Genomic DNA, 24,141 nt, shown 5'->3' on the forward strand with positions numbered 1-24,141 from the left:
CCAGTAGTGCTGACGAATGAGTCGAGCTTGTTTTTGGAAACATCAATTCCGACGAACGCAGAGTCATGGTCCATAGCGTTTTCCTCACGTCCAACCTTGCAGAATCGGGCTTTGCGCCCAGGCAACCGTTCGGACTAGTTTAGGAAGGAACCTGCTCCGACCCATGCTCACTCACGATCTCGAAATCAGAGGGCACTACGGTCTGAAGCAGGTGAAAACAATCTTACAAGGGCACACCGAGCATTAGCGAGGTGCCGAGTGGTGGGGCAAGAGCGTTTTGCTTACTTTTGCGCTTTTCAAAAGTGAGCCGCTGTAAGAGCGGAACCAATAGTCGCCGTTAAGAAAATAACGGATATGCCCCCAATCCAACCCTACTTCTTTTTCTTCGGAATCCGCACCAACCGCGTATCCGAATAAATGTCATGCCAGCCACGCTTCTGCTTATCAAACAACGCCCAGATAAACCCCAGCCCAACGCACAACCACGAAGCGATCGACACCACAAACCGCAACAACGCCTGCCACAGGCTGATCCGCGACCCGTCAGCGTTCTGCACCCGCACGCCCCACACCTGCATGCCCAGGGTCTGCCCCGAATACGTCCAGAACTTGGCAAAAAAACCAAACAGCACAAAAAACAAAATCGTCGACAACAGCGGGTCACCATCCAGCGCGCCGGATTCAGAAAGCGCCCGCAGCTTGGCCTCACCGACAAACCCCATCCACACCAGCTTGTAGATAAAGGCCGTGACGATCAGCAGGGCAGTGCACAACAGGAAATCATAGAACATCGCTGCCAGACGACGGCCCAGGCCTACGGGAGGAAACTCGCCTTGGGGGCTCAGCAGGTGTTTCGACATGGCATGGCTCTCGGCAGAAAAAAGCCATTTTACGGAATAACGCTCATAAAAAAGCCCCTGATGTCATATCAGGGGCTTTTTGTCGCAGAAGAGATCAACCCTCTGCTTGTACCTCGTCGGCTTGCATGCCTTTCTGGCCTTGCACCGCGATGAAGGTCACTTTCTGGCCTTCCTTCAGGCTTTTGAAGCCGTTGCCCTGAATAGCGCGGAAGTGGACGAACAGATCCGGACCGCTTTCTGGAGTGATAAAACCAAACCCTTTCTCGTCGTTAAACCACTTGACGGTACCGCTCTGACGTTCAGCCATTTTCTTATTTCCTTGACGCAAAAAATTAATGACAGCCCCTTTCACATGAAAGAGTACTGGGCTGGGTTGCAGGAAAGTAAGAGACGTCGAACGGGTTGTAGCAAACTTTGGCTACTGCCCAGGTCCAGGTTCCAAGCGACCCATGCAAACACAGTGGGCAAACTCTACGCCAACTAAGACAGAAAAAACAAGCCCCGGGAAAAGCCCAGCGTTTACTCGGCTTTGTGACACTTCGGTCAACAATGTGGATCCCGTTTATTCGATAGAGTTGGTCACTTGTTATAGGTGACTGAACATAACATTGACTATCGTCAATGCACTTTTATGTGGCGGTTGCGTTACAAATTAGTGCGTTTTAACGCAACCGCGTTACTTATAGGAACAGTCAATCAACCACGGTAGTAACGCTGTGGCACGAATGGCATTTTACTTACACGAAGTGGCACCTTTTTCCCACGTACCAATGCAGACACTTCGGTATCCAGTGCGATGAATGCGCTGTCCAGGTAACCCATGGCGAGCGGGCCGCCCAGGCTCGGGCCAAAACCGCCGCTGCAGACGCTGCCGATCACGGTGCCGTGCTCGTCGACGATTTCTGCGCCTTCACGTACCGGCGTGCGCTCCTGCGGCAGCAGGCCCACGCGTTTGCGGCTCACACCGGTTTGTTGCTGGGTGAAGATCGCGTCGGCGCCCGGGAAACCACCGGCACGCGCGCCGTCTGCACGGCGGGCCTTGGAAATCGCCCACAACAGGCTGGCTTCAATCGGTGTGGTCTCGCTATTCATGTCGTGGCCGTAGAGGCACAGGCCGGCTTCCAGGCGCAGGGAGTCGCGCGCGCCCAAGCCGATGGCCTGTACTTCGGTTTCGGCCAGCAGGCTGCGGGCCAGGGCTTCGGCATTGGCGGCCGGTACCGAGATTTCGAAACCGTCTTCGCCGGTGTAGCCCGAGCGGCTGACGTAGCAGTCCACGCCCAGCAGGCGGGTCGGGGCGAATTGCATGAAGGTCATGTGCTTGACCTCCGGTGCCAGGCGCGCCAGTACGCTGACGGCGGCCGGGCCTTGCAGGGCCAGCAGGGCGCGTTCTTCGAAGAGCGGTTCGATGGTGCACTGGTCACCGATGTGCTGGCGCAGGTGGGCCAGGTCCTGGTCCTTGCAGGCGGCATTGACCACCAGGAACAGTTCGTCGTTACCCAGGTTGGCGACCATCAGGTCATCCAGGATACCGCCTTGCTCGTTGGTGAACATCGCATAGCGCTGCATGCCCACCGGCAGGTCGATGATGTCTACAGGCACCAGGCTTTCCAGAGCCTTGGCGGCACCGGCGCCGGTCAGGCGGATCTGGCCCATGTGGGACACATCGAACAACCCGGCCTGTTCACGGGTGTGCAGGTGTTCCTTCATCACGCCCAGTGGGTATTGCACCGGCATGTCGTAGCCGGCGAACGGCACCATGCGCGCGCCCAACTCGATGTGCAGGGCGTGCAACGGGGTTTTCAACAGGGTTTCGGTGGACATATTCAGCTCCTGAAAAACGTGCGGACGCGCTGGTGGGCGTCAGCACTCGATAATGTTGACCGCCAAACCGCCACGGGCGGTTTCCTTGTATTTGCTTTTCATGTCGGCGCCGGTCTGGCGCATGGTGCGGATGACCTTGTCGAGGGACACGAAATGTTGCCCGTCGCCGCGCAGGGCCATGCGCACCGCATTGATGGCCTTGACCGAACCCATGGCGTTGCGCTCGATGCAGGGCACCTGCACCAGGCCGCCAATCGGGTCGCAGGTCAGGCCGAGGTTGTGTTCCATACCGATCTCGGCGGCGTTTTCGACCTGGGAAACCGTACCGCCCAACACTTCACACAGGGCGCCGGCGGCCATGGAACAGGCCACGCCGACTTCTCCCTGGCAGCCGACTTCGGCGCCGGAGATCGAGGCATTTTCCTTGTACAGGATGCCGATGGCTGCGGCGGTGAGCAGGAAACGCACCACGCCGTCTTCGCTGGCGCCCGGGATAAAGCGCATGTAGTAGTGCAACACCGCCGGCACAATCCCGGCCGCACCGTTGGTGGGGGCAGTGACTACGCGCCCGCCATTGGCGTTTTCTTCGTTGACCGCCAGGGCGTACAGGTTGACCCAGTCCAGCACCGACAACGGGTCGCGCAGCGCCGATTCCGGGTTCTTGCACAGCTGGCGATGCAGCGCGGCGGCCCGGCGCTTGACCTTCAGGCCGCCGGGCAAAATCCCTTCATTGCGACAGCCCGCGTCCACGCAGTCCTGCATCACCTGCCAGATCTTCAGCAAGCCTGCGCGGGTTTCCGCTTCCGGGCGCCAGGCGCTTTCATTGGTCAGCATCACCTGGCTGATGGACAGCCCATAGGTGGCGCAATGGCCGAGCAAGTCCTTGGCACTTTTGAACGGGAAGGTCAGGGGCGTGGCGTCTTCGACGATCCGGTCGTGGCCGGCGGCGTCTTCATCCACCACAAATCCGCCGCCCACCGAGTAGTACTCGCGGCTGCGAACCTGCAAACCGGCGGCGTCGAAAGCGCGGAAGATCATGCCGTTGGGATGATAGGGCAGGGGTTTGCGAATCATCGCCAGGTGTTCTTTCTCGTTGAACGCAATGCTGTGTTCACCGAGCAGGTTCAAGCGTGCGTTGCCGCGAATTTCCAACAGGCGTGCGGCGACGGTTTCAGTGTTCACGGTGTCCGGGTGTTCGCCTTCCAGGCCCAGCAATACAGCCTTGTCGCTGCCGTGGCCTTTGCCGGTGGCGCCGAGGGAGCCATAGAGTTCCACCTTGACGCAGGTGGTGGCGCTCAGCAGGTTGTCGCGCTTGAGACCTTCGACGAATCGAGCGGCAGCGCGCATCGGGCCGACGGTGTGGGAGCTGGAGGGGCCGATGCCAATCTTGAACAGGTCGAACACGCTTAAAGACATGGTTGTTCTCCGGTTTCTTATTATTTATCGGGTGTACGCGGTCCCAATGTGGGAGCCGGGCTTGTGTGGGAGCTGGCTTGCCTGCGATAGCATCACCCGGGTCTACCGGATAGACCGAGGTGCTTGCATCGCAGGCAAGCCAGCTCCCACAAAAGCCAGCTCCCACATTGACCGCGTTCTACCGCTCAGGTTATGCGTAGCTTTCGATCGACGGGCAAGCGCACACCAAATTGCGATCGCCAAACACGTTGTCGACCCGGCCAACCGGTGGCCAGTACTTGGCTTCGATCAACGACGCCACCGGGTACACCGCTTGTTCACGGCTGTATGGGTGGCTCCATTCGCCCACCAGTTCCGCCGCAGTGTGGGGTGCGTTCTTCAGCGGGTTGTCGTCCTTGTCCAGCGAGCCGTTTTCCACCGCGCGGATTTCTTCGCGGATGGCGATCATGGCGTCGCAGAAACGGTCCAGTTCTTCCCGGGATTCGCTTTCGGTCGGCTCGATCATCAAGGTGCCGGCCACCGGGAACGACATGGTCGGCGCGTGGAAACCGAAGTCGATCAGGCGCTTGGCCACGTCATCCACGCTGATCCCGCTGCTGTCTTTCAACGGGCGCAGGTCGAGGATGCATTCGTGGGCCACCAGGCCGTTGCTGCCGGTGTAGAGCACGGGGTAGTGCTCTTCGAGGCGACGGGAAATGTAGTTGGCATTCAGGATCGCCAACTGCGACGCGCGCTTGAGGCCCGCGCCGCCCATCATGCTGATGTACATCCAGGTGATCGGCAGAATGCTCGCGCTGCCGAACGGTGCGGCGCAGACCGCGCCTTCCTTGCGTTCCATCGCGGCATGACCCGGCAGGAACGGCGTCAGGTGGGATTTCACGCCAATCGGGCCAACGCCCGGGCCGCCACCGCCGTGGGGAATGCAGAAGGTCTTGTGCAGGTTCAGGTGGGACACGTCGCCGCCGAACTTGCCCGGGGCGCACAGGCCGACCATCGCGTTCATGTTGGCGCCGTCGATGTACACCTGGCCGCCGTTGTCGTGAATGATCCCGCAGATTTCGCGGATGCCTTCTTCGAACACGCCGTGAGTCGACGGGTAGGTGATCATCAGCGCAGCGAGGTGCTCGCGGTGTTCGATAGCCTTGGCGCGCAGGTCTTCGATGTCGACGTTACCGCGGGCATCGCATGCAGTCACCACCACGCGCATGCCAGCCATGTTGGCGGTGGCCGGGTTGGTGCCGTGGGCCGACGACGGGATCAGGCAGATATCGCGGCGCTCTTCGCCACGGCTCTGGTGATAGGCACGAATGGCCAAGAGGCCCGCGTACTCGCCCTGGGAACCGGCGTTCGGTTGCAGGGAGATCGCGTCGTAACCGGTGGCCGCGCAGAGCATGGCTTCCAGTTCGGTGGTCAGTTGCTGGTAGCCAGCGCTTTGCGAGGCTGGGGCGAACGGGTGCAGGGCACCGAACTCGGCCCAGGTCACCGGGATCATTTCGCTGGCGGCGTTGAGCTTCATGGTGCACGAGCCCAGCGGGATCATGGTGCGATCCAGGGCCAGGTCCTTGTCGGCCAGCTTGCGCAGGTAGCGCATCAGCTCGGTTTCGGAGTGGTAACGGTTGAACACCGGGTGGCTGAGGATCGGCGACTGGCGCAGCAGTGCGGCGGGCAGGGTGCTTTCAACGCTGGCGGCGAGTGCGGCGAAGTCCGGCAGGGCTTTACCGCCTGCGAACACGCTCCACAGGGTTTCGATGTCGGCTTGGGAGGTGGTTTCGTCCACCGACAGGCCAAGGCGTTCGCCGTCGACCACACGCAGGTTGATGCGCTGGGCGCGAGCCTGGTCGTGCAGGGCGGCGGTGTGCGCGCCGGTCTTGATGGTCAGGGTGTCGAAGAAGTTTTCTTGCTCAACCTTCAGGCCCAACGCGCTCAAGCCTTTGGCGAAGATCGCGGTCAGGTGGTGAATGCGGTTGGCGATCTGGGTCAGGCCTTTAGGGCCGTGGTACACGGCGTACATGCTGGCGATGTTGGCCAGCAGGACCTGGGCGGTGCAGATGTTGCTGGTGGCTTTCTCGCGGCGGATATGTTGCTCGCGGGTCTGCATGGCCAGGCGCAGGGCCGGCTTGCCGAAACGGTCGACGGACACGCCGACCAGACGGCCCGGCATGTCGCGCTTGAACGCATCCTTGGTAGAGAAGTACGCCGCGTGCGGGCCACCAAAGCCCAGCGGTACGCCGAAGCGTTGCGCGCTGCCGATGGCCACGTCGGCGCCGAACTCACCCGGCGGGGTCAGCAGGGTCAGGGCCAGCAGGTCGGCGGCCACGGCCACCAGGGCGTTGGCGGCGTGGAAGCGTTCGGTCAGCTCAACGTAGTCGAACACGTCACCGTTGCTGGCCGGGTATTGCAGCAGGGCGCCGAAGAAGGCGCTGACGTCGGTCAGTTCACGCTCGTCGCCCACCACCACGTCGATGCCCAATGGCTCGGCACGGGTGCGCAGCACGTCGAGGGTTTGCGGGTGGCTGTGGACCGAGGCGAAGAACGCGTTGCTGCCTTTGTTCTTGCTCAGGCGTTTGCAGAAGGTCATGGCTTCGGCAGCGGCGGTGGCTTCGTCCAGCAGGGATGCGTTGGCGATCGGCAGGCCGGTGAGGTCGCTGATCAGCGTCTGGAAGTTCAGCAGCGACTCCAGGCGGCCTTGGGAAATTTCAGGCTGGTAAGGCGTGTAGGCGGTGTACCAGGCCGGGTTTTCCAGGAGGTTGCGCAGGATCGGCGACGGCGTGTGGCAGTTGTAGTAGCCCTGGCCGATGTAGGTCTTGAACAGCTCGTTCTTGGCGGCAATTGCCTTGATCGAAGCCAGTGCATCGGCCTCGCTCAGGCCGTCGCTCAGGCCCAGTACGGCGGTGCCCTTGATGCTTTCCGGGATCACGCTGGCGCTCAGGGCTTCCAGGGAATCAAAGCCCAGGGTGGCGAGCATGTGTTGCTCGTCGTCCTGGCGCGGGCCGATGTGGCGGGCGATGAATTCGTTGGCGGTGGTCAGATTAGTCATGGCGCGCTCCTCAGGCTTCGGCGTTGGCTTTGATCAGGCGGTCGTACGCATCCTGATCCAACAGCTTAGCTACTGCACCGGCATCGGCCGGCTTAAAGCGGAAGAACCAGCCTTCGCCCATCGGGTCTTCGTTGACCAGCTCGGGGCTGCCGTCCAGCTTGTCGTTCACTTCGAGGACTTCGCCATCCAGCGGCATGTACACGCCGCTGGCGGCCTTGACCGATTCAACGGTGGAGGCTTCTGCCCCTTTGTCGTAGGACTGCAGCTCCGGCAGTTGCACGAAAACCACATCACCCAGCGCGTTCTGCGCAAAAGCGGTAATGCCCACGGTCACGCTGCCGTCGGCTTCGGCGCGCAGCCATTCGTGATCTTCAGTAAAGCGCAACTCGCTCATGGAAACTCCTCAGGGCCAGATTCGTCTGGTGGACGGGATTGGAATAATGGGGAGTTGCTTAGCAAAAACGCGGCCAATGTTTTTTTATCGTTATAAAACAAAGGTTTATTGATTTTGGTTGGCGAGGTTCGAACCGTGGCTGTAGCGATATCGCTACAGCTCGACGCACGAAAAAAAGCCTATGAGGATCAAAGCCTTGCATAGCGACGCTTGAAGGGGTGTGTATTGATATCGTTCCACTGTAGCGCTTTCAGTACAGGTGGGGGTCGCTTTTGATATGAAGGTGGAGTGAACCCAATGTGGGAGCTGGCTTCAGGGCTTGTTGGGGATGCCGTACTTGCGCAGTCGATGGGCGATGGCGGTGTGGGAGGTTTGCAGGCGGCTGGCCAGTTGGCGTGTGGACGGGTAGCTGACGTACAGCTTGTCCAGCAAGGTGCGCTCGAAGTCTTCCACCGCCTGCTCCAGGCTATCGACTTCCCCATCGCTCTGGCGCGCAACGGAGGTGCCGGCGATGTCCAGGTCGCCAATGTCCACCAGGCTGCTTTCGCAAATGGCGGCAGCGCGGAAAATCACGTTCTGCAACTGGCGCACGTTGCCCGGCCAGCGGTTGCCGAGCAGGGCCGGGTAGGTGCCCGGCGCCAGGCGGCAGACCGGGCGCTGGATCTGCGCACAAGCCTGCTGCATGAAGTAACGGGCCAGCAACAGGATGTCCTGGCCGCGCTCGCGCAGGGGCGGCACTTCGACGTTGAGCACGTTGAGGCGGTAGAACAGGTCTTCGCGGAAGGTGCCTTCGCTGACCATCTTTTCCAGGTCGCGGTGGGTGGCGCTGAGGATCCGCACATTGACCTTCACCTCACGGTCGCCGCCCACGCGACGGAAGCTGCCGTCGTTGAGAAACCGCAGCAGCTTGGCCTGCAAGTACGGCGACATCTCGCCGATCTCGTCGAGGAACACCGTGCCCTGGTTCGCCAGTTCCATCAGCCCCGGCTTGCCGCCACGCTGGGCGCCGGTGAAGGCGCCGGGGGCGTAGCCGAACAGCTCGCTCTCGGCCAGGTTTTCCGGCAGGGCCGCGCAGTTCAGGGCCAGGAAAGGCGCACTGTGGCGAGCGCTGATGGCGTGGCAGGCGCGGGCCACCAGTTCCTTGCCGGTGCCGGTCTCGCCCTGGATCAACAACGGTGCATCCAGCGCCGCCACCCGTTGCGCCCGCGCCTTGAGGGTGCGGATCGCCGGGGACTCGCCCAGCAGCGCGTCGAACCCTTCGGCGTGGTCGTGGTGCAGCGCCGACAGTTGTTCGCCGATGCGGTTGGGTTGGTACAGGGTCAGCAGGGCACCGGCGTCGGTGATCGGCGTGGCGTCCAGCAGCAGGGTCTGGCCGTTGACGCTGATTTCCCGCAGGGCCAGGCGAAAGCCGTGTTCCAGCAAGGTGGCCAGCAGTGATGGGTCGTCGAACAATTCGTTGATGCTTTCCCCGGCGGGCTCGCGACCGTACAGCGCGACCAGGGCCGGGTTGGCCAGCAGGATCTTGCCGGCGCTGTCCAGGGCCAATACCGGGTCGGTCATCGCGGCCAGCAGGGCGTCGAGTTGCAGGTGCTGGCGCTGGCCGGGAAGGATGTCGACCACGGTCACCGCTTGCACGCCGCGCACGCTGAACAGTGCATCGCGCAGTTCTTCCAGCACTTCGGCGCTCAGGGTCGGGGCGTCGATGTAGACGTTGGGCGGCACCATTTCCACCGCATCCAGGTTGAGATTGCGCCCACCGAGCAAGGCCAGGACTTCCTGGGTGATGCCGACGCGGTCGATGAAGCTGACGTGGATACGCATGGGGCGGTTAGCGGTTCTGGCGGGCGAGAGGTGGCAAGTATGCCTGACAGGTGGTGGAGATCAAAAATGTGGGAGCTGGCTTGCCTGCGATAGCGGTGGATCAGTCATTGAAAATATTAACTGTCAGTCCGCTATCGCAGGCAAGCCAGCTCCCACAGGGGATCGCCGGTGTTAATGAAATCGGGTTATTCCAGGTGTTCAGGTTTGATCGGGTCGCCCGGCTTCACATCCAGCTGATGGCGTACATCCTCAAACATCAAGTCGTACTGCTTGTGCATCTGGCCATTGAGCACGGCAATCTTCGGCATGCCGTACTTCTGCGCGATGTTCATCGCCTGCCGGGCGAAGTCGAACGACTGGTCCTTGGGCAGGAAAAACTCTTCCTTGAGGTCCTTGCCCTGCACCGAGCCGTGCATCTTGAAGAGCATTCCCTTGCCTTCCTTTGGGTCCTGGCTGACTTCGTAGTCGATGCACAGGTTGTAGCTGTAGTCATCCTTGTTCAGCGCGTGGCGTTCGATGTGCAAGTGACCAGGTTCAAAGGTAGCCATAGGCGTTTTTCCTCTACTTCACAGGTAGGTGATGCCAGGTTTTGCGGTACTGATGCGGGTGCCGGCGCTGCCCTGGACGATCGCTTCGATGTCCGAGAGTGAACCGATCACTGCGGTTTTGCCAGTCTGGCGGGCGAACTCGCACGCCGCCTGGACCTTGGGCCCCATGGAGCCGGCGGCGAAGCCGAGCTTTTCCATTTCGTCCGGGTGCGCCTGGCCGATGGCTTTCTGCGTCGGTTTGCCGAAGTCGATAAACGCGGCATTGACGTCGGTGGCAATCACCAGCAAATCGGCGTCCAGCTGCCCGGCCAGCAGGGAGGAACACAGGTCTTTGTCGATCACGGCTTCAATGCCCTTGAGCTTGCCGTCTTCGCCATACATCGTCGGAATCCCGCCGCCGCCGGCGCAGATCACGATGCTGCCTTTTTCCAGCAGCCACTGGATCGGGCGGATTTCAAAGATCCGCTTCGGCCGTGGGCTGGCCACTACGCGGCGATACTTGTCGCCATCGGGGGCAATCGCCCAGCCTTTTTCAGCGGCAAGTTTTTCTGCCTCGGCCTTGGAGTAGACCGGGCCGATGGGCTTGGTCGGGTTCTGGAAGGCCGGGTCCTTGGCGTCCACTTCGACCTGGGTCAACAGCGTGGCGAACGGCACTTCGAAGTCCAGCAGGTTGCCCAGTTCCTGCTCGATGATGTAGCCGATCATGCCTTCGGTTTCGGCGCCCAGCACATCCAGCGGATACGGCGAAACCTGGGTGTAGGCGGCAGCCTGCAGCGACAGCAGGCCCACTTGCGGGCCATTGCCGTGGGCAATCACCAGCTCGTTGCCGCTGTGGATCTTGGCGATCTGTTCGGTGGCGATGCGGATATTGGCCCGTTGATTGTCTGCGGTCATGGGTTCACCACGGCGCAGAAGGGCGTTGCCGCCCAGTGCAACGACGATACGCATAATGCAATCCTTCTAAAATTCGGCCTTGTGAACACAGGACAAACTGTGGGAACGGGCTTGTGTGGGAGCCGGGCTTGCCCGCGATGGCATCACCTCGGTGCATCTGAAATACCGAGGCGTCTGCATCGCAGGCAAGCCAGCTCCCACAAAAGCACTTCCACATTGACTGTGTTCCGACAGTGGGAGCGGTGTTGGTTTAGATATCCGCCAACGCCGACACCAGAATCGCCTTGATGGTGTGCATGCGGTTCTCGGCTTGCTCAAAGGCAATGTTGGCCGGGGACTCAAACACTTCTTCGGTCACTTCCACGCCGTTGGCCAGGTTCGGATAACGCGCGGCGATGTCCTTGCCGACCTTGGTCTCGCTGTTATGGAACGCCGGCAGGCAGTGCATGAATTTCACCCGTGGGTTGCCCGAGGCCTTCATCATCTTGGCGTTGACCTGGTACGGCAGCAGTTGCTCGATGCGCTCGTCCCACGCTTCCACCGGCTCGCCCATGGAGACCCAGATATCGGTGTGGATGAAGTCCACGCCTTTGACCGCTTCTTTCGGGTCTTCGGTGATGGTGATCCGTGCGCCGCTTTCTTCAGCGAACTCTTGGCACTGTTTGATGAAATCAGCATGCGGCCACAGGGCTTTCGGCGCGCCGATGCGCACGTCCATGCCCAGCTTGGCGCCGATCATCAGCAGCGAGTTGCCCATGTTGTAGCGGGCATCGCCCAGGTAGGCGTAGCTGATGTCATGCAGCGGCTTGTCGCTGTGCTCGCGCATGGTCAGGGTGTCGGCGATCATTTGGGTGGGGTGGAATTCGGCGGTCAGGCCGTTGAACACCGGCACGCCGGCGAACTTGGCCAGCTCTTCGACGATTTCCTGTTCAAAGCCACGGTACTCGATGGCATCGAACATCCGGCCGAGGACGCGGGCCGTGTCTTTCATGCTTTCCTTGTGGCCGATCTGCGACGATACCGGGTCGATGTAGGTGACGTGCGCACCCTGGTCGTGGGCCGCGACTTCGAAGGCGCAACGGGTGCGGGTTGAGGTTTTTTCGAAGATCAGCGCGATGTTTTTGCCCTTCAGGTGCGGACGCTCGGTGCCGGTGTATTTGGCGCGCTTGAGGTCGCGGGACAGGTCCAGCAGGTAGTGCAGCTCGCGGGTGGTGTGGTGCATCAGCGACAGCAGGCTGCGGTTGCGCATATTAAAAGCCATGGTGGATCTCCTTAGGTTTCGGTTATCCCCTTGGCCACTGCTGGATAAACAGCGGCCAAGGCCAAAAAATTAATAGTCGATTGGGTCGCGAATGATCGGGCAGGTCATGCAGTGGCCGCCGCCACGGCCCCGGCCGAGTTCCCCGGCGCTGATGGTGATGACTTCCACGCCGGCCTTGCGCAGCAGGGTATTGGTGTAGGTGTTGCGGTCGTAGCCGATCACCACGCCAGGCTCCACGGCCACCACGTTGTTGCCGTCATCCCACTGTTCGCGTTCGGCGGCGAAGCTGTTGCCGCCGGTTTCCACCACGCGCAGGGCCTTGAGGTTCAGGGCGGCGGCGACGGTGTCGAGGAAGTTGGTTTTTTCGCGTTGGATATCGATGCCGCCGGGCTTGGTCTCGTCCGGGCGCAGGGTGAAGGCGACGATCTGGTTCACCACTTCCGGGAAGATGGTGACCAGGTCGCGGTCGCAGAAGCTGAACACCGTGTCGAGGTGCATCGCCGCGCGGGATTTCGGCAGGCCGGCAACGATCACGCGCTCCACGGCTTTGTGCTTGAACAGGTTCAGCGCGAGTTGGCCGATGGCCTGGCGCGAGGAACGCTCGCCCATGCCGATCAACACCACGCCGTTCCCGATCGGCATCACGTCGCCGCCTTCCAGCGTGGCGTTGCCGTGTTCCTGGTCGGGGTCGCCGTACCACACCTGGAAGTCAGCGTTGGTGAACTCGGGGTGGAATTTGTAGATGGCGCTCGCCAGCAGGGTTTCCTGGCGTCGCGCCGGCCAGTACATCGGGTTCAGCGTCACACCGCCGTAGATCCAGCAGGTGGTGTCGCGGGTGAACTGGGTGTTCGGCAGTGGCGGCAGGATGAAGCTCGAATGCCCGAGGAAGTCGCGGAACATCTCGATGGTCTTGCCGCCGAAGCTGCTCGGCAGGTCATCGGCCGACACGCCACCGATCAGGAACTCGGCGACCTTGCGCGGCTCCAGGCTGCGCAGCCACGAGCCGACTTCATTGACCAGCCCCAGGCCGACCTGGTTGGCGGTGATCTTGCGCTCCAGGATCCAGTCCAGGGCTTCGGGGATGGCAACGATGTCGGTCAGCAGGTTGTGCATTTCCAGCACATCGATGTCGCGCTCGCGCATCTTGGTCACGAAGTCGAAATGGTCGCGCTTGGCCTGGACCACCCACAGCACGTCATCGAACAGCAATTCATCGCAGTTGTTGGGGGTCAGCCGCTGGTGGGCCAAACCTGGGGAGCACACCATGACTTTGCGCAGTTTGCCGGCTTCGGAATGTACGCCGTACTTCACTTTTTCCGTGGTCATTACAGATCCTCCAGTGAACAATAATTACAGGGTCAGGAAACCGTCGTAGAGCCCATAGGCCGCCACCAGGGCGCCGATGACTACTGCGGCGAAAATCAGTTTCTCGACATTGGTGAAAATCGGTTTGCCCAGCTCGTGCTTGGCCTTGGCGAACAGGATTGCGCCGGGGGCGTAGAGCAGGGCGGACAGCAGCAGGTACTTGGTGCCGCCGGCATAGAGCAGCCAGACCGCGTAGATCAGCGCGATCGCACCGATAAACAGGTCTTTCTTGCGGTCGGCCAGGGCGTTTTCGTAGGTCTCACCGCGCACCGCCAGCAACAGCGCATAGGCCGCCGACCACAGGTAAGGCACCAGGATCATCGAGGTGGCGAGGTAGATCAGCGACAGGTAAGTGCTGGCCGAGAACAGGGTGATCACCAGGAAAATCTGCACCATGGCGTTGGTCAGCCACAGGGCGTTGACCGGCACGTGGTTGGCGTTTTCCTTACGCAGGAACTCCGGCATGGTGTGGTCCTTGGCCGCGGCGAACATGATCTCCGCACACAGCAGCACCCACGACAGCAACGCCCCCAGCAAGGAAATGATCAAGCCGACGCTGATCAGCACTGCGCCCCAATGCCCCACCACATGCTCCAGCACCGCTGCCATCGACGGGTTTTGCAGCTTGGCCAGTTCCGGCTGGGTCATGATCCCCAGGGACAGCACGTTCACCAGCATCAGGAACAGCAGCACAGTGATAAAGCCAATCACGGTGGCCTTGCCGACGTCGGAGCGTTTTTCGGCGCGGGACGAGAAGATGCTCGCGCCTTCGATGCCGATGAACACCCAGACGGTGACCAACATCATGTTGCGCACCTGGTTCATTACGCTGCCCAGGTCCGGGTTTTTCACGCCCCAGATGTCTGCGGTGAAGATGTCCAGCTTGAACGCGAAGAGCGCGATCAACACGAACAGCACCAGCGGCACCACCTTGGCAACAGTGGTCACCAGGTTGATGAACGCCGCTTCCTTGATCCCGCGCAGCACCAGGAAGTGCACGGCCCACAACAGCACCGACGCGCCGATCACCGCCGCCGGGGTGTTGCCTTCACCGAAGATGGGAAAGAAGTAACCGAGGGTGCTGAACAGCAGCACGAAGTAGCCGACGTTGCCCAGCCAGGCACTGATCCAGTAACCCCAGGCCGACGAGAAACCCATGTAGTCGCCAAACCCGGCCTTGGCGTAGGCATACACCCCGCCGTCGAGGTCAGGCTTGCGATTGGCCAGGGTCTGGAAGACGAAGGCGAGGGTCAACATGCCCACGGCGGTAATCACCCAACCAATCAGTACCGCGCCCACATCGGCGCTGGCCGCCATGTTTTGCGGCAGTGAGAAGATCCCGCCACCAATCATTGAACCCACGACAAGTGCAACCAGTGCGCCTAATCGAAGTTTTCCGGGAGATTCAGACATCGCATGACTCCAATGCAGGAGAAGAGAGACCACAGAATAAATCCGTGCGCTAATCAAACAGCTGACTCAGATCACTTCATTGGCACATTCCATTGTGAATTAATGACTTATGATGAAAGCTACGGGCGCTGAAGTGCCCCGCAGAGGCTCGTCGTAGAGCGTTTCTGCGTTTCAAACAACAGGATTTCTCATTAGCATGGACCTTTGAAGCTAGCCCGTATTTCCAGATATGCAAACTTTTACAGAACAGCGTTATTTAAATTATAAATTTGCCTTAACGCTGTTTATTGTCATGCCTTTAAGTTATGAAGCTTGCGGCTTTATTAGCTATATCTAATAAACGCTACATCGGCTTAATAAATTAGTTGAGTGCACAGTTGTTGGCTCGATTGTTGTTTCGTTCAGGAGTGTCCATGTCCCAACCCTCGGAAAAGCTGCGCCTCAATGCCTTGATCGCCTTGGTGGTGGGCTCGATGATCGGCGGCGGGATTTTCTCGTTGCCGCAGAACATGGCGGCGCGGGCCGAGGTGGGCGCGGTGTTGATTGGCTGGGCAATTACCGCCGTGGGCATGCTGACTCTGGCGTTCGTGTTTCAGACCCTGGCCAACCGCAAGCCCGAGCTGGATTCCGGCGTATACGCCTACGCCAAGGCCGGGTTTGGCGACTACATGGGTTTCTCGTCGGCCTGGGGTTATTGGATCAGCGCCTGGATGGGCAATGTCGGTTACTTCGTGTTGCTATTTAGTACCCTCGGCTACTTTTTTCCGGTGTTCGGCCAGGGCAATACCCCGGTGGCGATCGCCTGCGCGTCGCTGCTGCTGTGGGCCGTGCATTTTCTGGTGATGCGCGGGATCAAGGAGGCGGCGTTCATCAACCAGATCACCACCGTGGCCAAGATCGTGCCGTTGGTGATGTTTATCGTGATCGCCGCCGTGGCGTTCAAGGCCGATATCTTTACCCGCGACATCTGGGGCCTGAGCAACCCGAACTTCGGTGGCGTGGTGGACCAGGTGCGCAACATGATGCTGGTCACGGTGTTTGTGTTTATCGGCATCGAGGGCGCCAGCGTCTACTCGGCGCGAGCCGAGAAACGCTCGGACGTGGGCCGGGCCACGGTGATCGGTTTCCTGGGCGTGCTGGCGCTGCTGGTGTTGGTCAACCTGCTGTCGCTGGGGATCATGAGCCAGCCGGAATTGGCCAACCTGCAAAACCCGTCCCTGGCCGGGGTACTGGAACATATCGTCGGGCCCTGGGGCGCGTTGTTGATCAGCATCGGGCTGGCGGTTTCGCTGCTGGGGGCGCTGCTGTCGTGGGCGTTGCTCTGCGCTGAAATTCTCTATGCCACCGCCCATGACAAGACCATGCCCGCGTTCCTGAAGAAGGAAAACGTCAACCAGGTGCCCGTCAATGCGCTGTGGCTGACCAACGTGATGATCCAGCTGTTCCTGGTGATCACGCTGTTTTCGGAAAGCACCTACACCACCCTGATCTACCTGGCGTCGTCGATGATCCTCGTGCCCTACCTGTGGTCGGCGGCGTATGCCGTGTTGTTGAGCGGGCGCGGCGAAACCTATGAAGGCGCCCACGGCGAACGCATGAAGGACTTGCTGGTGAGCCTGATTGCCCTGGCTTACGCGGTGTGGCTGCTTTACGCCGGTGGTTTGAAATACCTGCTGTTGTCGGCGCTGCTGTATGCGCCGGGGGTGATCCTGTTTGCCCTGGCCAAGCGTGAGCAGGGCCAGCCCTTGTTTACCCACCTGGAAAAAGGCATTTTCGCCTGCGTGATCGCCGGGGCGAGCCTGGCGGCGTATGGGTTGTACAGCGGGGTGTTGTCGTTGTGAGGATTCAACTGGGGTATCAGGCGCCCTATGACTGGGCGGCGATGCTGGGTTTTCTGTCGGCCCGTGCGATCAGCGGGTTGGAGACAGTGGACGGCGGCGTGTACTCGCGCAGTATCAGTGTCGGCGGTCAGTATGGCTGGCTCAGTGTAACGCCCGGCACGGGGGAGTGGCTTGAGGTAACGGTGGGTTTTCCCGACCCGAACGCGTTGCCTGAGATTGAGCGGCGGTTGCGCGACATGTTTGACCTGGCGGCTGACCCGCAGCTGATCCAGCGGCAACTGGCGACGGATCCCTTGATTGCACGGTTGGTGGCGGCGCGGCCCGGCCTGCGGGTGCCGGGAACCTGGGACGGGTTGGAGTTGGCGATTCGGGCGGTACTGGGCCAGCAGATCACCGTAGTGGCGGCAATCAAATTGGCAGGCAAGTTGGTGGCGCAATACGGCACGCCGTTGGTGACACCCCATGCCGGCGTGACCCATGTGTTTCCCGACGCCGAGGTGTTGGCGGCGGCGGACCTGGCGAGCCTGGGCATGCCGAAAAGCCGCGGGCGCACCTTGTCGGCTGTGGCCCAGGCGTTGCTGGATGACCCTCAGATCTTCCAGCCGAAAGCGAGCTTGAAGGAGAGCGTGGCGCGGCTGGTGGCATTGCCGGGGATTGGTGACTGGACGGCCCAGTACATCGCCATGCGCCAGATGCGCGAGCAGGATGCGTTTGCTTCGGGGGATATCGGGTTGATCAATGCGTTGGCCGCGCTGGAAGGCGGGCCGGTGAGCCCGCGCCAGTTGCTGGCACGGGCTGAAGCCTGGCGACCGCTCAGGGCGTACGCGGCGCAGCATTTGTGGACATCATTAAGCCGGGCAGATTGATTCTGCGTACCTGTGGCGAGGGAGCAAGCTCCCTCGCCACAGGATCTTCGGTCACCATTGAGGGCGATGTGAACCCAATTCAACTGCGGGCAAATCCCACTGCAACGGTGTGCCGCTGAGGGTTACCGGGGGCAGTAACCGATGGGCCGGGCCCCAGGCGGTCTGCTCGACTACCAGGCCTTGATCACCCGGTTCTTCGGCCCGCAGGGGCGGTTGTTCCTGAACCTGTCCGGCGTCCACCAACAGCTTTGCCGTGCGCGCCAATGACAGCAGCGCCGACCCGCCGCGCCCGGATTTCAATCGCTCACTCAATGCCTGGATCGCACTGGCGGCCATTAAGTACCCGGTGGCGTGGTCCAGCGCCTGCAACGGCAGCGGCACGGGTTTGTCGGCCTTTTTCCACTGCCGGCCCGCCTCGGCAATTCCGGTGCTCATCTGCACCAGGCTGTCGAAGCCCCGGCGATTGCGCCACGGGCCGCTCCAGCCATAGGCATTGAGGCTGGCATCGATCAGGCCGGGCGCCAGGGCTTGCAGCGCAGCCTCGCCGTAGCCCAGTTGCTCCAGGGCATCGGCACGGTAGCCGTGCAGCAGGATGTCAGTGTCCTTGAGCAGGCGCTCGAAGAGGTTGCGGTCGTCGGGGTTTTTCAGGTCCAGGCGGGCGCAGCGTTTGCCCAGGGTCATTTCCGGCACCACGCCGGGTTCGTTCCAGTCCGGGGAGTCGATGCGCAGGACATCGGCGCCAAGGCCGGCGAGAAATCGGCTGGCGGTGGGGCCGGCCAACACGCGGGTCAGGTCCAGCACCTTGATGCCCGCCAGTGGCCGCGCCACCGAGCCCAGCCAGGGTTTGTCGCTGAGGGTTGCAAAGGTCTGGCGATGAACCAGTGGTTCCTGATTGACCGCCAACCCTTGAGGATGAGCTTGCCAGTCTTGCCACGAACGCATCTGCGCGGCACAGCCGTTCGCCTCGACAATCGCTTGTTCCAGCTCGGCAGCGTTCCATTGCGCAACCTTCGCGGCCATTGCGTCACGGTCAGCGGCCTGCCCGAGTACGCGCTCGGCGGCGGCGCGATGGTGCGGCGCATTGGTGTGCAGGCGAATCCAGCCATCGGCGCATGCGTAGTCGCCGGCAATCGGGTCCCACAGCGGCGGTGTGGCCCAGCCGTCGGGACGCAGGGACGAGGAGAACCAGAATGAGGCGAGGCGTCGATCGACGGTCACCGAGGGCAGGCGCCCGGTTTGCTGCAACAGCAACTGGGCAACCGCCTGGCCGGCTGCGCCGATGCTGGCGCTGGCCAGTTCGGTGACGGCAAAGGTCGAGGGCAGGGCGCCGGCCTCGGTGAAGGCCTGCGCGGTGACGGGTAAGTCGAGTGCTTCCTGGATGGGAGTGAGCAGATCAGTCATCAAAGGCCCTCCTTATGAGAAGGGCCATCATAGAAGATCATCAGGGTTGAATGACAACCCCGGGTTCCAGCGGCAAATCCACGCTGGCGATAAAGCCGCCATCGGGATGATTGGCCAGGATCAGGCTGCCGCCATGGCGCTCCGCCGCGCGCCGGGCAATGGCCAGGCCCAGGCCGTGGCCTTGGGCGGTTTGCCCCGGGGCCCGGTAAAACGGCTCGCCCAACTGGCTCAGGTGTTCGGCGTCTACGCCGGGGCCGTGGTCGCGCACGCTGATCACAATGCGTTCGCCCTGGCGTTTGGCGTCCATTTCAATCGGTTGCCCGGGCGGGTTGAAGCGTTGGGCATTGCGCAGCAGGTTGTCCACCGCGCGTTCGATCATGGTCGGCCAGCCCTTGAGTTGCAGCCCGGCCTCGGCATCGAGCTGCACGGGCTGGTCCGGCGCACCCAGCAGCGCGTCTTTTTGCAGGGTCCTGAGCAACGGATTGAGGTCGATGTCTTCGGCGCTGGCGTTGTCGGCGTCCACTCGGGCGAGTACCAGGATTTCGCTGATCAGTGCTTCCAGGCGGTCGCATTCACGGGTCAGGCGGGGCCAGAGTTTCTCCCGTGCCTCGGGCGTGGCCCGTTCTGCCAGGGCCAGGGCGATTCGCAGGCGGGCCAGGGGCGAGCGCAGTTCGTGGGACACGTCCCGCAGCAATTGGCGCTGGCTGCCGATCAGGCTTTGCAGGCGGGCGCCCATGCGGTTGAAGTCGGTGGCGAGCACGCCGAATTCGTCGCGACGGTTGGCCAGTCGTGCCAGGCTGTTTTGCTGGTAGGTGGTCTGGCCCAGGTCGTGCACCGCGCCGCGCAGGCGGCTGAGGGGGCGAGTGATAGACAGCGTCACCAGCAGGCTGAACAGGGTCAGCACCACCAGCGCGATCGCCAGGGCACTCAACGGCCAGAGCAGGCTGCTGCGGTGCCAGGCGTCCAGCTCCGGGTGAGGGATGCGGTAGATCAACAGGTAGGTGTCGCCGGTTTTTTCGCTGGTGTATTCGGCGGTCAGGCGGCGCCAGGGCAGGTGGCGGTCCTGGCTGTCGTTTTGCCGGGCTTCGAGGGCGGCGGCCCGACGCGGGAACGTGCCGCGCACCACAGGCTCGCCGCTTTCGTTAAGCACTTGCACGTCGATGTGGTACTGGCGCTTGCGCTGCTGCAGCAAGTCCTGGGCGGCGTCCTCGCCCTGAGCCTCATAGAGCTGCGTCCATTCCTGCGCGAGGTTATTGAGCCCGGGGTGGCGGCTGAGAATCCACGCATCCTGGTTGAGCATATGCCCCAGCAGGATCGACAACCCGGCAACCAGGGCGATGGCCAGCCAGAAGCTGGCAAGGACGCGCCAGAACAATGAACGCACAAGAAATCCTCAAACAGGAAAAGCCCAGCGGCGGTGGCCACTGGGCTGTGGGAGTGAAGCTAGATCATTATTGCGCTTTTTGCGGCTGTTGGGCTTTCCAGGCCTGGAATTCCTTCCACTCGGCGCGGCGCTCGGCTTGTTTCTTCACGATCTCGTCGAATTTCTTCTGTTGATCGGGTTTCAGCACGGCACGGATATCGGCCTGGGTTTTCTGTTTGCCGGCGGCCATTTCGTCTTGCATGGCTTTCTGGTCAGCGGCCGGGAGTTTATCCAGGTACTTCTTGACCAGCTCTTTGCGAGCGTGCCATTGCTGGCCCATCAATTTGCCGATCTGCTGGCGTTGTTCATGGGTCAGATCAAGCTGGCTGAAAGGGCCACCTTTGCCCCGCATGCCGTGTTCGCCGCCGTGGCCTGGGCCGCCCATCATGTGACCTTCCGGGCCGCCCATCGGGCCTGGGCCTTCAGGTGCAGCGGCCATGGCAACGGTTGGCAGGGCGGCAGCGAACATCAGAGCGATAAGGGTCTTGCGCATGGTGATTCTCCTGTCTCTATTCCGGTGAGTCCGGATGTGAGTAGATTACGGAGATCAAGGTCAGCGGCAGTCAGGGGAGGGTAAAGCTTGGGTAAAGAGGATTTTGGGCGGGGCTGACAAAACTCACGCCATCCTTGTAGGAGTCCGGCTTGCCGGCGATGGCGTTATCGGATCTTGCGTCTCGCTTTCTGACGCCATCGCCGGCAAGCCGGGCTCCTACAAAAATAGGAGTTAAAGGCTGTAGTAATAGCCGCGGCTACGCAGCGCCACGATCCGTGGCCGGCCATCCGGGTGCGGGCCGATCTTCTTGCGCAGGTTGCTGACGTGCATGTCCAGGCTGCGGTCATACAGGGTCAGCTTGCGGCCCAGGGCGATTTGCGCCAGTTCCTGTTTGTCCAGTGGCTCCCCCGGCTGGCGCAGCAAGGCTTCCAGCAGGCGGCTTTCGGAGACGGTCAGGGCAAATTCCTGTTCATCGATAGTGACCACGCCACGCACCGGGCTGAAACACAGGTCGCCCAGCTCCAGCTGGGTGGACACGGCAGCCGGGTGGCTGCGACGCAGCACGGCGCGCAGCCGGGCAGTCAGTTCGCGAGGGTCGCAGGGCTTGGCCAGGTAGTCGTCGGCGCCCAGTTCCAGGCCGAGAATCCGGTCCAGCGGTTCGCCGCGGGCCGAGAGCATCAGCACCGGCAACTCCGGGTGGTCGCTGCGCAATTGCTTGAGCAGCTCAAGGCCGCTGCCATCGGGCAGCATCACGTCGAGCACCACCGCCGCCGGGGCGGCTTCGGCCAATGCCTTGCGGGCGCTCAAGCCGTCATGGCAGGCGCGCACCTGGAAACCTTCCTGGCTCAACCAACTGGTCAGCAGCTCACAGAGCTCCTGGTCATCATCTATCAGTAACAGCTCGCTCATGACTCACTCAATTTAGCCATTGTCGACGGCGCCGGTGCCCGCCACTGGCGAAGATCCCGCACAACAGGGCGATCAGCGCGACTGCTCCACCGGTCACGAACCATTGCTGTTGTTCGGTAAGCCAGCGTGGCAAGGCACTGCCCTGTGCTTCTTTGAGTTGCTGGGCCAGGCGTTGGTTCTCCTGGCGCAGTTTACTCAGTTGGGTACTTTCCCGGGTGGCGTCAGCACTTTGCAATTGCTTGCTCAGTTCTTCCCGCTGCCGTTCGCTTTCTTTCAAACGTTGCTGCAAATCGGTGATCTGGCTGCCGGCACTCAAGGACAGGGGCGTAGAACTGCCGGTGTTCGAGGTTTCTTCAGCGTGGGCCGTAGCCCCGATCATTAACACTGCCAACAGACACAACTGACGTAAGCGCATCGGAACTCCTGATTCCACACGAATATTCAGAACGTTGTCGGCAGGTTACCGGGAATAATGAGCGTTTAGGAGTGCGCCGAAGCCAATTGGTTCAGCGCACAACGAATCAAGGCAGGACTTGTTTGAACGGTTTGACCAGCACTTGGGCGTACACGCCGGCCGCCACATACGGATCAGCGTCGGCCCAGGCTTGTGCCGCCGCCAGGGAGGCGAACTCGACAACCACCAGGCTGCCAGTAAAACCGGCGTCTCCCGGGTCATTGCTGTCGACCGCCGGGTGCGGGCCGGCCAATACGAGGCGGCCTTCGGCTTGCAGCTGTTTCAGGCGCTCCAGGTGCGCCGGGCGCACGCTCAGGCGTTTTTCCAGGGAGTTGGCGACGTCGGTGGAAATGATTGCGTAGAGCATGTCAGTCCTCGGTTTTCGGCGTGGTAGGGTCGGTGTCATGCAGGTGGCGCGACAGGTAGATACCCTGGCCGACCAGGAACAGCACGGTCATGCCCAGGCTGCCGAAGACCTTGAAGTCCACCCAGTAGCTCTGGAAGGTAAAGGCGACGAACAGGTTGGCGGCGCCGCAGAACAGGAAAAACACGATCCAGGCGATGTTCAGGCGAACCCAGACCGGGTCCGGCAAGCTCAGCGCGTGGCCCATGATCCGCTTGATCAGCAGGCGGTCACCGATGAAGTGGCTGCCGATAAAGGCCAGGGCGAACAGCCAGTTGACCACCGGGGCTTTCCATTTAAGGAAAGTTTCGCTGTGGAAGGCCAGGGTCAGGCTGCCGAAGACGAGGCAGGCGATCAGGGTCAGCCATTGGCTTTTTTCCAGCTTGCGCTGGGAGATGAAGAGCGCGCCGTAGACCACCACGGAGCTGATGATCAGCACGGCGGTGGCACTGTAGATGCCACCGACTGTCAGCTCGTGGCCGGCAATATCGATTGAGCGTGGGGCGATTTTGTAAACGATGAAAAACAGCAACAGCGGGATGAAGTCGATGAATTGTTTCACAGTAAGAGCCAGAAGCTGGATGTGGCGGCATAATAACAAACATCCTTGGTAGCGAAAGCGCCAGCTGACTTGAGGTTACACACTCCCGTGAATGTTGATTTGCACTGCCATAGCACAGCCTCCGACGGCGCCCTGGCGCCCGCGGTCCTGGTTGCGCGTGCGTTTGAAAAAGGCGTGCGAGTCCTGTCGTTGACCGACCACGACACCCTCGAAGGCCTGGCAGAGGCCCGCGAGACCGCGAATGCGCTGGGTATGCAACTGGTCAACGGGGTTGAATTGTCCTGCACCTGGGGTGGCGCAACCATTCACGTCCTGGGCTACGGTTTCGACGTCAACGCGCCGCCGCTGGTTGCGGCCATCGCCCAATTGCACGATGGCCGTTGGCTGCGGTCCGAAGAAATAAGCCGCAAGCTGGCCTTGAAGGGCATGCCCAACGGCCTTGAGGGCGCCCGCGCCATCCAGCAGGAACTGGGCGACAGCGGCAACGCTCCGGCCCGTCCGCATTTTGCCGACTGGATGGTGCGTGAAGGTTTTGTAAAGGATCGCGCCGAAGCGTTCCGCAAATGGCTGGGCGCCGGCAAGCTGGGAGACGTCAAGCAACACTGGCCGACCCTGGAAGACACCGTTGGCACACTGCGGGCAGCAGGCGCGTGGGTCAGCCTGGCGCATCCCTGGCATTACGATTTCACCCGCAGCAAGCGCCGCAAGCTGATTGGCGACTATATTCAAGCGGGCGGCCACGCAATCGAAGTGGTCAACGGGCATCAACCCGCCGAACAGGTCGGCAGCCTGGCGATTCTTGCCCGCGAATTTGGTCTGCTGGTCAGCGCCGGCAGTGATTTTCATGGCCCTGGCGGCTGGTCCGAGATTGGCGAGTACCGTGCCGTCCCGGAAGATTTGCCGCCCCTTTGGTGTCGCTTCAAACATGACCCCATTATTGCCACCGTCTGAACAGGTAG

General features: G+C 61.4%; 22 protein-coding genes. 3 read left to right on the forward strand and 19 right to left on the reverse strand.

Features of this window, described 5'->3' with window-relative positions; translation table 11 throughout:
• Window positions 1-371: 371 nt before the first annotated feature.
• From P3C29_RS30905 to arcD (P3C29_RS30960), 12 genes are all read right to left on the reverse strand, one after another.
• Window positions 372-860: an RDD family protein gene (locus P3C29_RS30905; protein WP_010169911.1), complete on the reverse strand. Its 489-nt coding sequence runs from the start codon at window positions 858-860 to the stop codon at window positions 372-374.
• A gap of 94 nt (window positions 861-954) precedes the next feature.
• Window positions 955-1,167: a cold-shock protein gene (locus P3C29_RS30910; RefSeq protein WP_003316897.1), complete on the reverse strand. Its 213-nt coding sequence runs from the start codon at window positions 1,165-1,167 to the stop codon at window positions 955-957.
• Between the two features lie 389 nt (window positions 1,168-1,556).
• Window positions 1,557-2,681: a glycine cleavage system aminomethyltransferase GcvT gene (gene gcvT, locus P3C29_RS30915; protein ID WP_275966280.1), complete on the reverse strand. Its 1,125-nt coding sequence runs from the start codon at window positions 2,679-2,681 to the stop codon at window positions 1,557-1,559.
• Window positions 2,682-2,720: 39 nt separating this feature from the next.
• Entirely contained in the window at window positions 2,721-4,097 is a 1,377-nt protein-coding gene (locus P3C29_RS30920) for an L-serine ammonia-lyase (protein WP_201125180.1), read from the reverse strand.
• 190 nt (window positions 4,098-4,287) lie between these two features.
• Entirely contained in the window at window positions 4,288-7,134 is a 2,847-nt protein-coding gene (gene gcvP / locus P3C29_RS30925) for an aminomethyl-transferring glycine dehydrogenase (RefSeq protein ID WP_275966281.1), read from the reverse strand.
• Between the two features lie 10 nt (window positions 7,135-7,144).
• Window positions 7,145-7,528: a glycine cleavage system protein GcvH gene (gene gcvH, locus P3C29_RS30930; RefSeq protein WP_201125178.1), complete on the reverse strand. Its 384-nt coding sequence runs from the start codon at window positions 7,526-7,528 to the stop codon at window positions 7,145-7,147.
• 312 nt (window positions 7,529-7,840) lie between these two features.
• Window positions 7,841-9,349: a sigma-54-dependent transcriptional regulator gene (locus tag P3C29_RS30935; protein WP_275966282.1), complete on the reverse strand. Its 1,509-nt coding sequence runs from the start codon at window positions 9,347-9,349 to the stop codon at window positions 7,841-7,843.
• Window positions 9,350-9,534: 185 nt separating this feature from the next.
• Complete coding sequence (locus tag P3C29_RS30940; RefSeq protein WP_010169903.1) at window positions 9,535-9,897, reverse strand: DUF5064 family protein; 363 nt, start codon at window positions 9,895-9,897, stop codon at window positions 9,535-9,537.
• 18 nt (window positions 9,898-9,915) lie between these two features.
• Window positions 9,916-10,845 (reverse strand): carbamate kinase, encoded by a 930-nt coding sequence (arcC, locus tag P3C29_RS30945; protein ID WP_010169902.1) that lies wholly within the window; start codon window positions 10,843-10,845, stop codon window positions 9,916-9,918.
• A 196-nt stretch (window positions 10,846-11,041) separates the two neighbouring features.
• Complete coding sequence (locus P3C29_RS30950; RefSeq protein ID WP_010169901.1) at window positions 11,042-12,052, reverse strand: ornithine carbamoyltransferase; 1,011 nt, start codon at window positions 12,050-12,052, stop codon at window positions 11,042-11,044.
• 69 nt (window positions 12,053-12,121) lie between these two features.
• On the reverse strand, window positions 12,122-13,378 hold the full coding sequence (gene arcA, locus P3C29_RS30955; protein WP_275966283.1) for an arginine deiminase: 1,257 nt from the start codon (window positions 13,376-13,378) through the stop codon (window positions 12,122-12,124).
• 24 nt (window positions 13,379-13,402) lie between these two features.
• A complete protein-coding gene (gene arcD / locus P3C29_RS30960; protein ID WP_010169899.1) occupies window positions 13,403-14,830 on the reverse strand; it encodes an arginine-ornithine antiporter in 1,428 nt (475 codons plus the stop codon).
• Window positions 14,831-15,243: 413 nt separating this feature from the next.
• Here arcD (P3C29_RS30960) and arcD (P3C29_RS30965) point away from each other — a divergent pair, with 413 nt between their 5' ends.
• Both arcD (P3C29_RS30965) and P3C29_RS30970 read left to right on the forward strand, forming a co-directional pair.
• Window positions 15,244-16,671: an arginine-ornithine antiporter gene (gene arcD / locus P3C29_RS30965; protein ID WP_275966284.1), complete on the forward strand. Its 1,428-nt coding sequence runs from the start codon at window positions 15,244-15,246 to the stop codon at window positions 16,669-16,671.
• 2 nt (window positions 16,672-16,673) lie between these two features.
• Window positions 16,674-17,537: an AlkA N-terminal domain-containing protein gene (locus P3C29_RS30970; protein WP_275966289.1), complete on the forward strand. Its 864-nt coding sequence runs from the start codon at window positions 16,674-16,676 to the stop codon at window positions 17,535-17,537.
• Window positions 17,538-17,588: 51 nt separating this feature from the next.
• On the opposite strand, the gene P3C29_RS30975 is transcribed toward P3C29_RS30970, so the two are convergent.
• The 7 genes from P3C29_RS30975 to P3C29_RS31005 form a co-directional block, all read right to left on the reverse strand.
• On the reverse strand, window positions 17,589-18,938 hold the full coding sequence (locus P3C29_RS30975; RefSeq protein ID WP_275966285.1) for a CoA transferase: 1,350 nt from the start codon (window positions 18,936-18,938) through the stop codon (window positions 17,589-17,591).
• A 40-nt stretch (window positions 18,939-18,978) separates the two neighbouring features.
• Window positions 18,979-20,322, reverse strand: a complete 1,344-nt coding sequence (locus P3C29_RS30980; RefSeq protein ID WP_201125175.1) for a HAMP domain-containing sensor histidine kinase — start codon at window positions 20,320-20,322, stop codon at window positions 18,979-18,981.
• A 67-nt stretch (window positions 20,323-20,389) separates the two neighbouring features.
• On the reverse strand, window positions 20,390-20,854 hold the full coding sequence (locus P3C29_RS30985; RefSeq protein WP_010169894.1) for a hypothetical protein: 465 nt from the start codon (window positions 20,852-20,854) through the stop codon (window positions 20,390-20,392).
• 231 nt (window positions 20,855-21,085) lie between these two features.
• Window positions 21,086-21,763, reverse strand: a complete 678-nt coding sequence (locus tag P3C29_RS30990; protein ID WP_003220065.1) for a response regulator transcription factor — start codon at window positions 21,761-21,763, stop codon at window positions 21,086-21,088.
• Window positions 21,764-21,770: 7 nt separating this feature from the next.
• Window positions 21,771-22,178: a translation initiation factor 2 gene (locus tag P3C29_RS30995; RefSeq protein WP_010169893.1), complete on the reverse strand. Its 408-nt coding sequence runs from the start codon at window positions 22,176-22,178 to the stop codon at window positions 21,771-21,773.
• Between the two features lie 106 nt (window positions 22,179-22,284).
• Window positions 22,285-22,584, reverse strand: coding sequence for a YciI family protein (locus P3C29_RS31000; protein ID WP_010169892.1), 300 nt, complete (start codon window positions 22,582-22,584; stop codon window positions 22,285-22,287).
• Window position 22,585: 1 nt separating this feature from the next.
• Window positions 22,586-23,182: a septation protein A gene (locus P3C29_RS31005; RefSeq protein ID WP_275966286.1), complete on the reverse strand. Its 597-nt coding sequence runs from the start codon at window positions 23,180-23,182 to the stop codon at window positions 22,586-22,588.
• A gap of 87 nt (window positions 23,183-23,269) precedes the next feature.
• Here P3C29_RS31005 and P3C29_RS31010 point away from each other — a divergent pair, with 87 nt between their 5' ends.
• Window positions 23,270-24,133: a PHP domain-containing protein gene (locus tag P3C29_RS31010; protein WP_010169890.1), complete on the forward strand. Its 864-nt coding sequence runs from the start codon at window positions 23,270-23,272 to the stop codon at window positions 24,131-24,133.
• Window positions 24,134-24,141 lie beyond the last annotated feature (8 nt).

It is taken from the genome of Pseudomonas sp. 1912-s, from assembly GCF_029269205.1.
Lineage (GTDB): Bacteria > Pseudomonadota > Gammaproteobacteria > Pseudomonadales > Pseudomonadaceae > Aquipseudomonas.

Coding starts and splice junctions, on each gene's coding strand:
- P3C29_RS30940 (WP_010169903.1), bottom strand. CDS start 9,897: ATGGCTACCTTTGAACCTGGTCACTTGCACATCGAACGCCACGCGCTG.
- P3C29_RS30995 (WP_010169893.1), bottom strand. CDS start 22,178: ATGCGCTTACGTCAGTTGTGTCTGTTGGCAGTGTTAATGATCGGGGCT.
- arcD (WP_010169899.1), bottom strand. CDS start 14,830: ATGTCTGAATCTCCCGGAAAACTTCGATTAGGCGCACTGGTTGCACTT.
- P3C29_RS30985 (WP_010169894.1), bottom strand. CDS start 20,854: ATGCGCAAGACCCTTATCGCTCTGATGTTCGCTGCCGCCCTGCCAACC.
- arcC (WP_010169902.1), bottom strand. CDS start 10,845: ATGCGTATCGTCGTTGCACTGGGCGGCAACGCCCTTCTGCGCCGTGGT.
- P3C29_RS30920 (WP_201125180.1), bottom strand. CDS start 4,097: ATGTCTTTAAGCGTGTTCGACCTGTTCAAGATTGGCATCGGCCCCTCC.
- P3C29_RS30905 (WP_010169911.1), bottom strand. CDS start 860: ATGTCGAAACACCTGCTGAGCCCCCAAGGCGAGTTTCCTCCCGTAGGC.
- P3C29_RS30975 (WP_275966285.1), bottom strand. CDS start 18,938: ATGACTGATCTGCTCACTCCCATCCAGGAAGCACTCGACTTACCCGTC.
- gcvH (WP_201125178.1), bottom strand. CDS start 7,528: ATGAGCGAGTTGCGCTTTACTGAAGATCACGAATGGCTGCGCGCCGAA.
- P3C29_RS30990 (WP_003220065.1), bottom strand. CDS start 21,763: ATGAGCGAGCTGTTACTGATAGATGATGACCAGGAGCTCTGTGAGCTG.
- P3C29_RS30910 (WP_003316897.1), bottom strand. CDS start 1,167: ATGGCTGAACGTCAGAGCGGTACCGTCAAGTGGTTTAACGACGAGAAA.
- P3C29_RS31000 (WP_010169892.1), bottom strand. CDS start 22,584: ATGCTCTACGCAATCATTTCCACCGACGTCGCCAACTCCCTGGAAAAA.
- arcD (WP_275966284.1), top strand. CDS start 15,244: ATGTCCCAACCCTCGGAAAAGCTGCGCCTCAATGCCTTGATCGCCTTG.
- P3C29_RS30950 (WP_010169901.1), bottom strand. CDS start 12,052: ATGGCTTTTAATATGCGCAACCGCAGCCTGCTGTCGCTGATGCACCAC.
- P3C29_RS30935 (WP_275966282.1), bottom strand. CDS start 9,349: ATGCGTATCCACGTCAGCTTCATCGACCGCGTCGGCATCACCCAGGAA.
- gcvT (WP_275966280.1), bottom strand. CDS start 2,681: ATGTCCACCGAAACCCTGTTGAAAACCCCGTTGCACGCCCTGCACATC.
- arcA (WP_275966283.1), bottom strand. CDS start 13,378: ATGACCACGGAAAAAGTGAAGTACGGCGTACATTCCGAAGCCGGCAAA.
- gcvP (WP_275966281.1), bottom strand. CDS start 7,134: ATGACTAATCTGACCACCGCCAACGAATTCATCGCCCGCCACATCGGC.